We start from the raw sequence: 14578 nt of genomic DNA, 5'->3' as shown, positions 1-14578 counted from the left end.
TTTCCTCCGGAAAACCGGACCGTGGTTCGTGGTTCGTGGTTCGTGGTAAAAGCTAATTCCACGAACCTTGAACCCATAACCTCGTTCCGGGGTTTATACGTCCAAATTAGATACGTTAAGGGCGTTATTTTCAATAAATTCACGACGCGGCTCAACCTGGTCGCCCATCAGCACGGTAAAGATCTGCTCCGCCTCGATGGTGTCTTCGATTTTGACCTGCAGTAACACCCTTTTTTCGGGATCCATCGTGGTCTCCCAGAGCTGGTCCGGGTTCATCTCCCCCAAGCCTTTGTAGCGCTGGATATACTGTCCCTTCTTGGCCCGGGCGAAGAAATAGTTGAGCAAGTCCTGACGATCGCTCACAACCATCTCTTCTTGCCCTTCTTTACTGATCAATGCCTTCTCATTCAAACAGATTTCTTCAACCTGCTTGTACGACTGCAGTAATAGCTTGTACTCATACATCGACAGACTCTCCAACACCTTCTGGTCGATGTAGGATCGCAAGCTACCCTTTTTATAGAGAATCCGAGGTGGATCGTTAAACACCTCAAACTCAACATCAGGTTCAATCTCACGTAACTTGGCGGCCAAAGGTGCAAGGTCAATCAGGTCCGCGAAACCATTCTGCAATTTGCCACTCACAAAAACCTTAAGAACTTCGGCATTAATCCCCTTGTGCACCATCTTGCCGAAGTGCTCGTTGTAATCAAGGATATTGCGCAACGTCGGGATTATTTGTTTGCCACGCAAGACCTTGCCGCTCTTCTCCATCTTCACGGTCATTCCCTCGACACCCTCATCGAGCAAATATTCACGAAGAGCTTCCTCGTCTTTCAGGTAAAGCTCTTTCTTTCCGCGTTTGGCCTTGTAGAGTGGGGGTTGAGCGATGTAGAGGTGTCCGCGTTCCACCAGCTCCGGCATTTGTCGGAAGAAGAAGGTCAAGAGCAGGGTACGGATATGCGAACCGTCGACATCGGCGTCGGTCATGATTATAATCCGGTGGTAGCGCAGCTTGCTCAGATCGAAATCCTCTTTGCCTATACTGGTTCCCATCGCCGTGATCAGGGTTCGTATCTCGTTGGAGGTGATCATCTTGTCGAAGCGTGCCTTCTCGACATTTAGAATCTTACCTTTCAACGGCAGGATAGCCTGATAGCGCCTTTCCCGTCCCTGTTTGGCACTACCACCGGCCGAGTCGCCCTCGACCAGGTAGAGTTCACAGAGCGCAGGATCCTTCTCCTGGCAATCAGCCAGTTTTCCCGGCAGAGCCAACCCATCAAGGGCACCTTTGCGGCGAGTCAGGTCACGAGCTTTGCGCGCCGCTTCGCGGGCTCTGGCGGCATCGATACCTTTCTCCAGGATTTTCTTGGCTATGGACGGATTCTCTTCGAGATATTCCGCCAGCTTTTCGTTCATCAGGGTCTCGACATAACCTTTAATCTCCGAGTTGCCCAATTTGGTTTTGGTTTGACCCTCAAACTGCGGATCAGGAACCTTAACCGAAAGAACCGCGGCCATACCTTCGCGCAAATCGTCCCCTGAAATCGCACTTTTCATATTTTTAAGAAGGTTGTTAACGGTTGCATAGGTGTTCATGGTGCGCGTCAGCGCCGCTTTGAAACCACTTAAGTGGGTGCCACCTTCGTGGGTATTGATATTGTTGGCAAAGGAGAAGATTTTCTCATCGTAAGAGTCGTTGTACTGAATGGCGATATCAATTTCGACATCTTCTCTGGTGCCTGTAAAAAAAAGCGGCTTTGGATGCAGTGGTGTTTTGGCTCGATTCAGATATTCGACGAAAGAAACGATGCCGCCTTCGTAGTGGAAGACATGGCTCTTGTCGGTGCGCTCATCAATAATCTCTATCTTGACGCCGGCATTCAGGAAGGCCATTTCGCGAATACGCTGTGAAAGTGTTTCGAAAGAGAAATCCGTGGTTTCGAAAATTTCCGCATCCGGCCAGAAGAGAATCCGGGTGCCACGACGTTTGGTGGTACCATCTTCAACCAAGTCGCCAGTCGGGACACCCTTTTCATAGTTTTGTCGGTAAATTTTACCACCGCGACGAATTTCCAACTCCAAACGACTGGATAACGCATTAACGACCGAAACACCAACACCATGCAAGCCACCGGAAACTTTGTAGGTATCGCTATCGAATTTGCCTCCGGCGTGGAGGACCGTCATAACGACTTCGGCGGCAGGTTTTTTCTGGGTCTCGTGCATATCCACCGGAATACCCCGGCCATTATCAGTAACCGTCACTGAATTATCAACATGGATAACCACCTTGATATCATCACAGTGACCGGCCAGAGCTTCGTCTATCGAGTTATCCACCACCTCGTAAACCAAGTGATGAAGGCCCTGTATAGATGTTGACCCGATATACATAGCCGGCCGTTTACGAACAGCCGATAGTCCTTCTAGAACCGTAATACTTCCAGCATCGTAATCTTTGTTCATTTTTTCTGTCATTTCAGCCTCGTTCTGGGGATGTAGCGCTGACCAACCCCTGGTTAACCTTAAAAAAACTTGCCGTTTGTTGCACCTTATCAGCCAGCTGTGACTGCTGGGCAGAGGTCAGGAAAACCTGACCACGACGATTCAATAAAAAATTGAAAAACCCTTCCTGTCTTTTGCTGTCCAGCTCACTCGCCAGATCATCAAGAAGCAGTACCGGCGGTTCTCTGAATTTTTCCTCGAGATCCATCACCTGAGCGGCTTTAAAAGCCAGCAAAAAAGATCTCTGTTGCCCCTGGGAGCCGAAGGCGCGCAAGGATCTTCCCTCAACCTGAAAATCGAGATCATCTCTGTGTGGCCCGGCCAGTGTTATGCCTAATTTTTGTTCTCGCGTCTGCAGACGCTCAAAAGCAGCGTTCATATGGTCGGTCAACTCATCAAGCTTTTCAGCTGCTATTGAGTAATTGACCGCTGCTGACTCAGTACCACCCGTTATTTCTCGGTAAACCTGGCTCAATAGTGGTTTGAAGCGGGTCAGGTAACGCTGCCTATCATGACGTATCCGGCTTCCACTCCGCACCAAAGCCTCTGTCCAGGGTGCCAACTCTGCCTCTGCCGCCTGCTTTTTCAAAAGCTGATTGCGTTGTCGTAAGATCCTGTCGTATTCCTGCACCCTGTCCAGGTAAACCGGTTCGGTCTGTAATATTGCTCGGTCAAGCAACGCCCTCCTTCCTGCGGGGAAACCTTTTATGTTACCCAGCTCTTCAGGGGTAAAAAGTACTGACCTCAGATAACCTAGGAACTCACTTAATTTTTTGACCGTCTTACCATCAACCCGGGGATTACGTCCTGCTTTCTGTAAACCTATATCCAGCTTGTGAGCAACGTTTCCCTTGTCTATCTTGGCGCTTATAAAAGCCGTTTCTGCCGTATGATTGATTAAATCCTGTCCGCGCGCGCCACGAAAACTCTTTAAATGCCCCAACAGGTAAATAGCTTCGAGAAGATTTGTCTTGCCTTGTGCATTCTCGCCGTAAATAACGTTGAAATGATTGTTCCAGGTCAGATCAATATTGCCCAGGTTGCGATAAGAACGCAGCTTCAATGTTTCGAGAATCATATAACCTTCAAGAAAAAAGCCTCAAATATTAAAGGCTTTTTCAAAACTTTCCGACTAGAGCCGCATAGGCATGATGACTGCCAGATAACCATCCTCTTCAATCGGCTTAATCAGCCCGGGAGAAAGGTTATCTTTAAGAATCATATTGATCTGATCCTGGTTCTGTACCTGTAATATGTCAAGCAGGTAACGTGCGTTGAAACCAACTGAAAGTTCCGGTCCCTGATATTCTATATCCATCTCCTCACGAGCATCGCCTAACTCAGGATTGGATGATGAGACTTCAAGCAAGTTGTTCTTGAAGTTCATCTTCACACCACGGGATTTTTCGCTTGAGAGGATAATCATGCGACGTAATGCATGCAGGAAAGGATCAACAGCGATCGCTGCGGTCTGTTCATTATTTTTTGGAATAACCCGGCTGTAGTCAGGAAACTCTCCGTCAACCAGACGCATGATAATAACCGTCTGATCTTTGCTTACAACGGCATTGTTATCCATAAAACCCAGCTGCAGATCGCCTTCGCCCTCTTCGGCGAGTTTTTTCAGTTCAAGGATACCTTTACGCGGTAGAATAACTCCACGACTCAGTTCTGAACTTTCTGCCAACTCTATCTGCTTATCAATCATCGATAGACGATGACCGTCTGTGGCGACCAGGCGCAATTGATTTGTACCTTCCTGAACCTGACAGAAGATACCGTTGAGATTGTATTTACTTTCATCCTGGGAAACAGCAAAGAAAGTCTTCTCTATCATCTCTTTGCACAAGGAACTACTCAGAGAAAGAAAAGTGTTTCTATCCGGTTGGGGAAAATTAGGAAATTCGTCGGCAGAGAGTCCCACTATATTGAATTGTGCTTTGCCGCATTCTATCTCTATCCAGCAATTGTCTTTGGCATTAAAACTGATTTCGTTATCTGGAAGTTCCTTGATAATTTCAAAGAGCTTCTTTGCTGAAACAGTAATCTTGCCCGGTTTACGTATATTGGCCGGATAGGACGATTGCATACCGACTTCCAGATCTGTGGCTGTCAAATGCAGCTCACCATCTGCGCCTTCCAGAAGTACATTGGAAAGCACCGGTATGGTATTGCGTTTTTCGACAATCCCTTGAACTCTGGCCAAGCCTTTCAGAAAAACATCTTTTTCAATGGTGAAATTCATAACGTCCTCCTCAATCCACAGATCTTATTATTATTTAAATACTAATAATATTAAAAGCTAGTAGTAGTAATAGTGTCTGTTAATAGCTCATAAAATCATATTTTTTTATTATTTTCAGGTACTTAATAGCTTTATAACTTCCTGTAAAAGCTGTTGATCAAATGGGGATAAAGATGGGTTTTTTTGTAAGTCTATTTTATCACCAGTCTATCCACCTTCTTTTAAACAGGTTATAAGTCCCCCTTTTAAAAACTAATTGGTCAGTTCTTTCTTTAAATTTTCTATCGTGCTTTTCAGTTGGAAATCTTCTTCCATCAATTTTTCAATCTTGCGGATGGCATGAATAATTGTTGAATGATCTTTGCCGCCAAAACGGTCCCCTATCTCTGGATAAGAGGAAGAGGTCAACTGGCGTGAAATGTACATGGCAATCTGTCTTGGCAAGACCACAGCCTTAAGCCTCTTGGCAGATTTTATATCTGACACTTTTATATTAAAATGAAGGCTGACCTTTTTAAGGATCTCTTCTACGGAGAGTTCACGGTTTCTCTCTATCAGTATATCCTTAAGGACATCACGAGCCATTTCCAGAGAGACCGGAACAGATGTCAAACTCGCGTAGGCTCCAATCCTGATCAGATAACCTTCCAATTCCCGGACGTTGTTACAGATAGAATTAGCCAGAAATAAAGCTACATCTTCAGGTAAATTTATACTGTTCTGTTCTGCTTTCATTTTCAGAATAGCCAGTTTTGTTTCTACATCAGGGGCTTGAATATCAGCTATAAGACCCCACTCAAAACGCGATCTTAAGCGTTCTTCAAGTCCTGGAATATCTTTTGGAAACTTATCGGAGGTAACAATGATCTGCTTGTGAGATTCATAAAGAGCATTAAAGGTATGAAAAAACTCTTCCTGCGTACGTTCTTTTCCAGCAATAAACTGTATATCATCAATGAGGAGAACATCCATCGATCGAAACTTGTTTCTGAATTCATCCATGCGATTGTAACGCAGAGAATTAATCAGTTCGTTCATGAATTTTTCGGACGTGTAATAGCAGATCCTCATCTGGGGAGATTTTTTGAGAATAGCGTTGCCAATTGCATTCACCAGATGTGTTTTACCGAGGCCGACCCCACCATAAATAAAGAGGGGGTTATAAGTGGTTGCCGGATTGCTGGCGACTGCCATGGCAGCTGCATAAGCAAATTGATTTGAAGAGCCTGAAACAAACTCTTCAAAAGTATATTTTCTATTAAGGTTGAGATCTGACGTATGAGTGTTATTAACGATGCTTTTTTTAGCCGCAACAGCAACAGGTTTTTCGACAACAGGAGTTGTTCTTGGGTGTTTCTCGGTGGCTTGATTGGAAACATCAAAATGTAATCTGTAACTGACAGCTGAAAGGTCCGAGAGTTTTTTCTGAATAAGTTTACTGTAGTTCTCTTTCACCCAGTCCAGGACAAAACGGTTCGGGACCTCCAGATAAACCATATCCTGCTCGATCTTGACGAGCTTTAAAGGTTTTATCCAGGTAGAAAAGTGTTGAGGACTGAGATTCAGTTCCAGATGTGAGAGGGTATCATCCCAGAGTTTACTCATACCGGTATCTTATTCAACTCAAGCCTTCAGGAAAAGACTTTGACAATAGATTTATCCACAAACTTTTAAACAACCGTGGATAACTCAAAAAGAACCTAATTACAAAGGTTTAGGTGTTTTAAAAAAGGTGTAAAACTTGACAGCAAAGATTATCAGATGGTTTTTTTTATTGCAAGGGAAAACTGTCTGTTTATTAAAGAGTAATTAGGGAGAAAACCTTTTCGTTCTTGACTTTATTTTTCAGGCATGCTTAAAAGTTCCTTTTACAAATTTTACAAAAACCCCCTTTTGACGATATTCGAGGAGATTAAAAAGTCATGAAGCGTACTTATCAACCCAGTAAAGTTAGTCGTAAACGTACTCACGGTTTTCGCAAGCGCATGCGTTCGAAAGGAGGCGCCAACGTTATCAAGCGTCGTCGCGCTAGGGGCCGCAAAAATTTAGCTGCAACCATCCCGACCAAATAGTTTAAAAGTTAGCGGGTGAAAGGTGAACATACTCTCGATAAATTTCGCCGTATCTTACGTTCATGTGATTATGAACGTATCTGGCGAGAGGGACGACGGTATCACACAACCCACTTTGTTGTGATTGTAAACCCGGGCGGAGCTCATTCCCGCCTGGGCTTAACTGTAAGCCGCAAGGTCGGCAATGCAGTTTGTCGAAACCAACTCAAACGATGGATGCGAGAGCTGTTCAGACACAATTATAAGTTATTCGGTCAGATCGTAGATGTATCGATCATTGCCAAGCGCAACGCCGGAGGTCTGACCCACCTGCAACTTGACCGGGAACTTTTAACCGTATTTGCCCGCTTGGAGACCGAAGAACATGTTTAAACGGTTAGCCATAGCGGGCATTCGCTTTTATAGAACCTTTCTATCTCCGCTGAAGCCTCCGACCTGTCGTTTTTACCCTTCCTGCTCCATGTACACTCTGGATGCTGTCAACAGGTATGGTGCCGTGAGCGGTCTGTGGTTGGGCTTGAAGCGCCTTACCCGTTGTCATCCCTGGCACCCAGGCGGTTATGATCCGCTTGATTAAGTACTTGTAAAAACAGGAGTTTTTCTTAAGTTATGAATTCAGCTGAAAATAAAAACCTGGTTCTCGCGATGGTCCTCATGCTTGCCGTTTGGTTGGGATTTTCTTTTTTCTTCCCGCCACAGAAGGAACAACAAGCAGAGAGTGCGCAAACAACTCCTGTTGCTGCTTCCCAGGAAAAAGAAGAGGCTGTTGTTACCGATAAGGTTGTTGAGGTTGAGACCTTACCTGCTGCTGGAGAGACCCCTGTTTCGGTGGACGCGCAGACCTCTACACCAGCTCGCGAGATTATGGTTGAAACAGACAAATATCAGGCCGTCTTTACGACAGAGGGCGCGCGGCTGATTTCTTTTAAGTTGAAAGAGTACATGGCCACGGCGGCTAAAGACTCTGCTCCTGTACAAATGTACGAAACGGGTCCTTTGCGTTATTCAACCTTGCGTACGACTGGTGCAGAAGGTTTCGGTTTGAGCGAAGGAGCTCTTTTTGAAACGGCAACAGCTTCTGTTGTTAGTGTTAACGGTCAGGAGCAATTGGAGATTCTCTTCAAGCATGTTGCGGCCAACGGCATGCAGTATGTTAAATCTTTCAATGTGCGTGGTGATGAGTATGTCATCGACATGGCCCTTGAACTCAGCAATGCCAGCCAGACTCCACTGCGCGGCACAGTTAACCTCGCCATGGTGCAACGCTGGGATGATTCTATGGAAGGAGACAGTTACTCGTTTTCGGGTCCTGCCACACTGGTTAAAGATGAAATTGAAGAGGTGGATGTTGATGACCTGAAAGATGGTTTTGTGTCGTACGGTCAGGATCTGTCCTGGACCTCTTTTCAAACCAAATATTTTCTTTCCGTTGTCGTTCCTGGCGATAAAACCGTTGAACGAATCCTGTTGCAACGCAAGGGCGATGCCATAGAGAATATTATGGAAACTCCCTACTTTACCCTGCAACCCGGTGAAAAGAGAACGCTTGATTACCTGGTATTCATAGGGCCCAAGGAACCGGCACAGCTCAAGGCGGCAGGTCACCAGCTCGACAAGATCGTTCAGTTCGGCTTCTTTAACCTTCTGGCCCAACCCCTCTTTACCGTACTGACCTTCTTCTACGGGTTTTTCAAGAACTACGGTGTCGCCATTATCCTCCTCACCGTCTTGATCAAGATCATCTTCTGGCCTTTGACTCACAAGAGCTATTCATCGATGAAATCGATGCAGAAGTTGCAGCCGGAAATGGCTAAACTGCGCGAGAAATTCAAAAATGACAAGGAACGACTGAATAAAGAGATGATGCAGCTGTACAAGACACACAGCGTCAACCCCTTAGGTGGTTGCCTGCCGATGATCGTACAGATCCCAGTCTTCTTTGCTCTTTATAAGGTTCTGCTCGACTCCATTGCCTTGCGTCATGCTCCCTTCGCCTTCTGGTTAACGGACCTTTCTGCCAAGGACCCTTATTACATCACCCCTATCCTGATGGGTGCGAGCATGTTCGTGCAGCAGAAGATGACGCCGACAACGGCTGATCCTATGCAGGCTAAAATCTTTATGATGATGCCGATAGTGTTCACCTTCATGTTCCTTAATTTCCCTTCGGGACTGGTTATTTACTGGTTGGTTAACAATCTCCTGACCATTCTGCAGCAGTATTTTATACACCGTAAGGCCACTTGATTTCTGATTATGAAGCTAGATCACCTGCACCTTGAAGTCACCGCTGAAAACCTTGATACTGCCGTTGAGAACGCCCTGTCGCAGTTAAAATCTACTCGCGCCGAGGCCGAGGTAGAGGTGTTGCAGGCCGCTTCATCAGGTTTCTTTGGTCTGTTTGGCAAGCGTCAGGCCAAGGTCAGGGTAAAGCTCCATGATCGGGGAGCTATAGCGCGTCAATTTACAGACGGTTTGTTGCGTTTGAGCGGTTTGGCCGTTGAGATAGAGGTTGTAACCTCCACAAAACAGATTCAACTGCTCCTTTCCTCTGATGATTCCAGTCTTCTCATTGGTCGTCATGGCCAGATGCTTGATGCCATGCAGGGCCTGGTTGGCACAATGACAGACCGGCAGACCACCGATCGCACCCCCATTATCCTGGATGTTGACGGCTACCGTGCCCGCCGACACGATTTTCTGACCCGGTTGGCTGATAAGTTGTCTCGTAAGGTCCGTGAGACAGGCAAGCCTGCAACCACCCCTCCCCTCGCCCTTGGTGAACGCCGCATTCTCTACGAACGGTTCAAGCTGGAAGTCGACCTCGAAGCGATTTCCAGAAATCACGAAGGTGACCGCAAGGTTATAGTCCTAAAGCCCCGGGAGAACTGATGTTGAACTTGGATACCATTGTTGCTCCGGTGACTCCGCCGGGAGAAGGTGGTGTTGGTATCGTTCGCCTCTCTGGTCCCCAGGCTGTCACCTACCTTAAAAATTCTTTTCGCAGTAAAACAAAGCATGAAGAGTTTGAATCCCACCGTTTATACTATGGCCAACTCTTCAATGCGGACGAGGTTCGCCTAGATGAAGTCCTCGCTGTTGTGATGCGGTCACCCCGTTCCTACACTGGAGAGGATGTCGTTGAAGTACACTGTCATGGTGGAATCCAGATTATACGTAGCGTCCTTGACCTGTTTCTGGCTGCCGGAGCAAGAATGGCCGCACCCGGAGAGTTTACCCAGCGGGCTTTCTTGCATGGCCGTCTTGACCTCTCACAGGCCGAGGCCGTTGTCGACGTTATCAAGGCACGCTCAGAAAGGTCTGGACAGGTGGCCCTAGATCAGCTTGAAGGTCACCTTTCTCGTAAAATTTACACATACTCTGATCAGCTCAAGTCGGCACTGGCCCTTTTGGAGGCGCACATTGATTTTCCTGATGACGAAGTTGGATCGCTGGACCTAGCTTCCCTGGTTGACCCGATTCATGCTCAGGTAGATGAGATGGTTGCGCTTGCCAATAGTTTTGACGTGGGCCGCGTGTTACGGGAAGGTGTTAGTATACTTATCCTAGGTCGTCCCAACGTTGGCAAGAGCTCTCTTATGAACGCCTTGCTTGGCGAGGCGAGGGCTATCGTCACAGATGTAGCCGGAACCACTCGTGACACTCTCGAGGAGTCACTCGTCCTTGCCGGTTTTCCGGTTCGTCTTATAGATGCAGCCGGCGTAAGAGAAACGGATGACCCCGTTGAGAAAGAAGGAGTACGAAGGGCTAGCAGTAAAGCCCGCAGTGCTGACCTGATCCTTTTGGTTGTCGATGGATCTACCCCCTTGACCGCGGAAGATCGTCTGGCGATAAGCCAATGCCAAATTGATAAAACGATCGTTGTGGTTAACAAGGACGATAAACCACATTGTATAGATTCCAGTCAGTTAACAGAGTTTTCACACATGGTCCCGGTTTCAGCTAAACAGCTGGCAGGCCTTGATTCCCTCTGCGCTGTTATTGCTGAGCGATTGGGGCAGGACGGTCTTACTGCAGCGGGAGAGGGCCTTGTCGTCACAGAAAAACGTCACAAGGAGGCCCTGCTTAGAGCAATAGCTTCCCTCAACGCGTTTTTTGAGGGTGTGCATCTATCGGCACCTTACGAGTGTCTGGCGATGGATTTACGTGAAGGGCTCAATTCTCTGGGTTTGATTACTGGTGAAACAACCCCGGACGAAATTCTGGATCAAATCTTTAGTCGTTTCTGTATAGGTAAGTAATCTGTTCCACGTGGAACCTCTGGTGACATTACCAGTATGTTTCACGTGGAACGTTTTCCTGGTTTGAAAAGCGTGGTTACTATGGTTGAAAAATACGATGTGATCGTTGTTGGCGCTGGTCATGCGGGTTGCGAGGCTGCGTTGGCGGTGGCACGTATGGGTTGCCGGGCTTTGCTGCTAACGCTCAACCTGGATGCGGTAGCGCAAATGTCCTGCAACCCGGCAATTGGTGGGTTGGCCAAGGGTCACCTGGTGCGAGAAATTGATGCGCTCGGCGGTGAGATGGCCAGGAATATTGATGCAACAGGGATTCAATTTCGTTTACTTAATACCAAGAAGGGGCCAGCAGTTAGGGCTTCCAGGGCGCAGGCTGATCGCGATCTCTACCGTGCACGGATGAAGCTGGTTGTTGAGACCCAGTCGGGCCTTGATCTCAAGCAGGCCCAGGTTGTGCGGTTGTTGGTGGAGGATGGACGTGTCGCCGGTGTCGAGACCCGGGACGGCCTGCTCTTTGAGGCCCCTGCCGTGGTTCTGACAACCGGTACCTTCATGCGTGGTTTGATTCATGTTGGACTGGTGAATTATCCCGGTGGCCGTGCCGGAGAGCCGCCATCGGAAGGGCTTTCTGACCATTTGCGCGAACTCGGTTTTACTGTTGGGCGTTTAAAAACAGGTACGCCGCCCCGGCTTGCTGCTGAAACGATCGACTTTTCAGTTCTGGAGGCGCAGCCTGGCGATGACTCTCCACAGCCTTTCTCCGCCGACACAGTGTCGATAGACCGTCCCCAGGTTCCCTGCTATATCACTTATACCAACGAGAGGACCCACGAGGTGATCCGTGGCGGCCTGGACCGCTCCCCTCTCTATTCAGGCGTTATAGAAGGGGTCGGGCCTCGTTATTGTCCTTCCATAGAAGATAAGGTGGTGCGCTTTCCGGAGAAGGAGCAACATCAGATTTTTCTCGAACCGGAGGGCTTGACGAGTGGGGAAATTTATCCTAATGGCGTTTCAACCTCTCTACCGGTTGATGTTCAGTTGGCCTACCTGAGAACCATGAAAGGCCTGGAAAAGGTTGAAATAATGCGTCCCGGGTACGCAATTGAGTATGATTATGTCGACCCGATACAACTCCGCCCGTCATTGGAGACGAAGCTTATAAAAGGTCTTTATCACGCCGGGCAGGTCAACGGCACCTCAGGTTATGAGGAAGCCGCTGGTCAAGGTCTGGTGGCTGGTATTAACGCTACACTACAGATTCAGGGCCGTGAACCCGTTGTGATTGGCAGAGAACAGGGTTACTTGGGGGTTTTGATTGACGACCTTGTCAATTTAGGCGCAAAGGAACCTTACAGAATGTTTACTTCCCGGGCTGAGTACCGTCTCCTTTTGCGCGAAGATAATGCTGATCAACGGCTCAGTCCCCTTGGTTATGAGGTTGGTTTGTTGCCTGAGGAGCGCTGGTTGCGCTTTTCTGCAAAGTTGGCTTCTCTTGAGGAGGGACGTGAGCGTTTGCGTATAACGAGGGTCTCACCAGGCAACCAGGAAGCAATCAAGCGTTTGGGGTTGCCGGACCTGAAGAATGGTGCCTCTCTTGAGGAGTTGTTGCGCAGACCCGAGCTGAGACTGGTCAATCTCGATTTTCTGGATCCCTGGCTGGCCGAGATGTCTGGCGAGGTTCGCAATGAATTGGAAACTGAGGTTAAATATGCGGGCTACATCCGTCGCCAGCACGAGCAGGTTGAGCGTTTCAGACGTCTGGAGGCCCTGGCTATCCCGGTTGATTTTGATTATGACAGCGTGGGGAGTCTCTCCGCAGAGGTTCGTGAGAAGTTGATGAAGGTCGCTCCTCGCACCCTCGGTCAGGCCGGTAGAATTCCTGGCGTGACTCCCGCTGCACTTGCAATTTTATCTGTCATTCTAAAACGTTAGGTTTTCTTGGTGCTTAAAGATCAGTTACAAAAACTGGAGCTTGAAATCTCCAATGACAGCCTTGCGCAACTCGAGTTGCTGGTAGACGAATTGCTGCGCTGGACGAAACGAAGAAACCTGACGGCCATAACCGATCGGGATGAGGTGCTGGAGAAACACCTGGTTGATTCCCTGACCATGCTCTCTTTTGCAAGGGCGGCCGGCCGCCTTCTCGATATGGGGTCCGGTGCCGGCTTCCCCGCATTACCCCTCAAAATTGTTTGCCCTTCTCTGCAGGTCGTTTCGGTTGATGCTGTTGGCAAGAAGATAGACTTTCAGAAGCATGTAGCAAGAAAGCTCGGGTTACCGTCTTTTGCCGCTTTGCACGCACGTGTCCAGGACTTGCAGGAAGAGGAGAGCTACCGGGCCGGTTTCGACCTGGTGACAGCCAGGGCGTTGACCTCCCTGGAGGATCTGGTGGTTATGGCTGAGCCTTTTCTGCAAGCCGGGGGACGTTTGGTCGCGATGAAAGGGCCGGAAGGTGAGCAGGAGTTCTTGGCATATCGGAAGCGCCTTTGCGAATCGGGTTGGAACATTGCTTTGCATCGCCTTGTTTTACCTCGTTCCGGGGCCCAGCGCTGCCTGATTGAGTTGGCCCGATAGAGGGTTTTTACACCAGATGTAGTGTTTTTGTTTGCCTGCTGATCAACATCTGGTAGTGGATGGGGGGTAGGCAAATTTCCTTTGCAGATCCAAATGCTTATGTTAGTCTGAGCGACTCAAAAAACATCAATTCCTAAGGAGAAATAGAGGCATGGCTCAAGTCATTGCCATTGCCAACCAGAAGGGCGGCGTCGGTAAAACCACCACAGCCGTGAATCTGGCGGCGTCTTTGGCTGTTGCCGAAAAACGCACCCTGTTGGTTGATCTCGATCCCCAGGCCAATGCGACCAGTGGCGTTGGTGTAGATCCCAACAGTATGGAGCAAACGGTTTACCATGCCCTGCTTGGTTCTGTGCCGGTGAGCGAATTACGTAAAACCACTGCTCTTGACCTCCTTCATCTGTTGCCTGCCAATCCAGACCTGATCGGTGCCGAAGTGGAGTTGATTTCTGCCTTGGCGCGTGAGAACAAGCTGAAGACAGCCCTCTCCGAAGTGGCTGAAGAGTATGACTATATCCTCATCGACTGCCCACCTTCTTTGGGTTTGTTGACCATTAACTCCCTGACTGCCGCAGACAGCGTACTGATCCCCCTGCAGTGCGAGTATTACGCCATGGAGGGATTGAGCCAGTTGATCAATACGGTGAGGTTGATTCAGCGGGAGCTAAACCAGAGCCTGATTATTCATGGCATCCTGCTGACAATGTTTGATGCCCGTAACAACCTGTCTCACCAGGTCAGTGAAGGCATTCGGGAACATTTTTCCACACAGGTTTTTGAAACCATGATTCCGCGCAACGTACGTCTTTCTGAGGCGCCCAGTCACGGTCTGCCCGCACTGCTTTATGATATCTCTTCACGGGGTGCTACGGCGTATCTGGATCTGGCGCGTGAAATCATTCGCAGGGAGAAGTCTTAAG

13 protein-coding genes are annotated in these 14578 nt (G+C 48.3%); 9 read left to right on the top strand and 4 right to left on the bottom strand.

Annotated features, from left to right (window positions below; all coding sequences use genetic code 11):
- Window positions 1-93: 93 nt before the first annotated feature.
- The 4 genes from gyrB to dnaA all read right to left on the bottom strand — a co-directional run bounded on the left by gyrB (window position 94) and on the right by dnaA (window position 6358).
- Entirely contained in the window at window positions 94-2469 is a 2376-nt protein-coding gene (gene gyrB, locus P9J64_08570) for a DNA topoisomerase (ATP-hydrolyzing) subunit B (protein MDG5468371.1), read from the bottom strand.
- 13 nt (window positions 2470-2482) lie between these two features.
- A complete protein-coding gene (recF, locus tag P9J64_08565) occupies window positions 2483-3586 on the bottom strand; it encodes a DNA replication/repair protein RecF (GenBank protein ID MDG5468370.1) in 1104 nt (367 codons plus the stop codon).
- 54 nt (window positions 3587-3640) lie between these two features.
- Window positions 3641-4753 carry a DNA polymerase III subunit beta gene (dnaN, locus tag P9J64_08560; GenBank protein MDG5468369.1) on the bottom strand — a complete coding sequence of 371 codons (1113 nt, stop codon included), beginning with the start codon at window positions 4751-4753 and terminating at the stop codon, window positions 3641-3643.
- A gap of 252 nt (window positions 4754-5005) precedes the next feature.
- Entirely contained in the window at window positions 5006-6358 is a 1353-nt protein-coding gene (gene dnaA, locus P9J64_08555; GenBank protein MDG5468368.1) for a chromosomal replication initiator protein DnaA, read from the bottom strand.
- Window positions 6359-6675: 317 nt separating this feature from the next.
- Between dnaA and rpmH the strand changes: the two genes are divergently transcribed.
- The 9 genes from rpmH to P9J64_08510 all read left to right on the top strand — a co-directional run bounded on the left by rpmH (window position 6676) and on the right by P9J64_08510 (window position 14577).
- Entirely contained in the window at window positions 6676-6825 is a 150-nt protein-coding gene (gene rpmH / locus P9J64_08550; GenBank protein ID MDG5468367.1) for a 50S ribosomal protein L34, read from the top strand.
- A gap of 15 nt (window positions 6826-6840) precedes the next feature.
- Window positions 6841-7197, top strand: a complete 357-nt coding sequence (rnpA, locus tag P9J64_08545; protein ID MDG5468366.1) for a ribonuclease P protein component — start codon at window positions 6841-6843, stop codon at window positions 7195-7197.
- A complete protein-coding gene (gene yidD, locus P9J64_08540; GenBank protein MDG5468365.1) occupies window positions 7190-7402 on the top strand; it encodes a membrane protein insertion efficiency factor YidD in 213 nt (70 codons plus the stop codon). The genes rnpA and yidD overlap by 8 nt, the downstream gene beginning before the upstream one ends.
- A 32-nt stretch (window positions 7403-7434) precedes the next feature.
- On the top strand, window positions 7435-9072 hold the full coding sequence (gene yidC, locus P9J64_08535; GenBank protein MDG5468364.1) for a membrane protein insertase YidC: 1638 nt from the start codon (window positions 7435-7437) through the stop codon (window positions 9070-9072).
- Between the two features lie 9 nt (window positions 9073-9081).
- Complete coding sequence (gene jag / locus P9J64_08530; GenBank protein ID MDG5468363.1) at window positions 9082-9717, top strand: RNA-binding cell elongation regulator Jag/EloR; 636 nt, start codon at window positions 9082-9084, stop codon at window positions 9715-9717.
- Window positions 9717-11087 carry a tRNA uridine-5-carboxymethylaminomethyl(34) synthesis GTPase MnmE gene (gene mnmE, locus P9J64_08525; protein ID MDG5468362.1) on the top strand — a complete coding sequence of 457 codons (1371 nt, stop codon included), beginning with the start codon at window positions 9717-9719 and terminating at the stop codon, window positions 11085-11087. The genes jag and mnmE overlap by 1 nt, the downstream gene beginning before the upstream one ends.
- Window positions 11088-11168: 81 nt before the next feature.
- Window positions 11169-13016 carry a tRNA uridine-5-carboxymethylaminomethyl(34) synthesis enzyme MnmG gene (mnmG, locus tag P9J64_08520; protein ID MDG5468361.1) on the top strand — a complete coding sequence of 616 codons (1848 nt, stop codon included), beginning with the start codon at window positions 11169-11171 and terminating at the stop codon, window positions 13014-13016.
- A 9-nt stretch (window positions 13017-13025) separates the two neighbouring features.
- Window positions 13026-13658, top strand: coding sequence for a 16S rRNA (guanine(527)-N(7))-methyltransferase RsmG (gene rsmG / locus P9J64_08515; GenBank protein ID MDG5468360.1), 633 nt, complete (start codon window positions 13026-13028; stop codon window positions 13656-13658).
- 151 nt (window positions 13659-13809) lie between these two features.
- Window positions 13810-14577, top strand: a complete 768-nt coding sequence (locus P9J64_08510) for an AAA family ATPase (protein MDG5468359.1) — start codon at window positions 13810-13812, stop codon at window positions 14575-14577.
- Window position 14578 lies beyond the last annotated feature (1 nt).

It is taken from the genome of Deltaproteobacteria bacterium IMCC39524, from assembly GCA_029667085.1.
Lineage (GTDB): Bacteria > Desulfobacterota > Desulfuromonadia > Desulfuromonadales > BM103 > M0040.
The sequence above is the reverse complement of the archived record's forward strand: the minus strand, read 5'-3'. Positions and strand labels throughout refer to the sequence as shown.

Bases quoted from the DNA above. Each gene is read 5' to 3' on its own strand.
- gyrB (MDG5468371.1), bottom strand. From the start codon at position 2,469: ATGAACAAAGATTACGATGCTGGAAGTATTACGGTTCTAGAAGGACTA.
- recF (MDG5468370.1), bottom strand. From the start codon at position 3,586: ATGATTCTCGAAACATTGAAGCTGCGTTCTTATCGCAACCTGGGCAAT.
- dnaN (MDG5468369.1), bottom strand. From the start codon at position 4,753: ATGAATTTCACCATTGAAAAAGATGTTTTTCTGAAAGGCTTGGCCAGA.
- dnaA (MDG5468368.1), bottom strand. From the start codon at position 6,358: ATGAGTAAACTCTGGGATGATACCCTCTCACATCTGGAACTGAATCTC.
- rpmH (MDG5468367.1), top strand. From the start codon at position 6,676: ATGAAGCGTACTTATCAACCCAGTAAAGTTAGTCGTAAACGTACTCAC.
- yidD (MDG5468365.1), top strand. From the start codon at position 7,190: ATGTTTAAACGGTTAGCCATAGCGGGCATTCGCTTTTATAGAACCTTT.
- yidC (MDG5468364.1), top strand. From the start codon at position 7,435: ATGAATTCAGCTGAAAATAAAAACCTGGTTCTCGCGATGGTCCTCATG.
- jag (MDG5468363.1), top strand. From the start codon at position 9,082: ATGAAGCTAGATCACCTGCACCTTGAAGTCACCGCTGAAAACCTTGAT.
- mnmE (MDG5468362.1), top strand. From the start codon at position 9,717: ATGTTGAACTTGGATACCATTGTTGCTCCGGTGACTCCGCCGGGAGAA.
- mnmG (MDG5468361.1), top strand. From the start codon at position 11,169: ATGGTTGAAAAATACGATGTGATCGTTGTTGGCGCTGGTCATGCGGGT.
- P9J64_08510 (MDG5468359.1), top strand. From the start codon at position 13,810: ATGGCTCAAGTCATTGCCATTGCCAACCAGAAGGGCGGCGTCGGTAAA.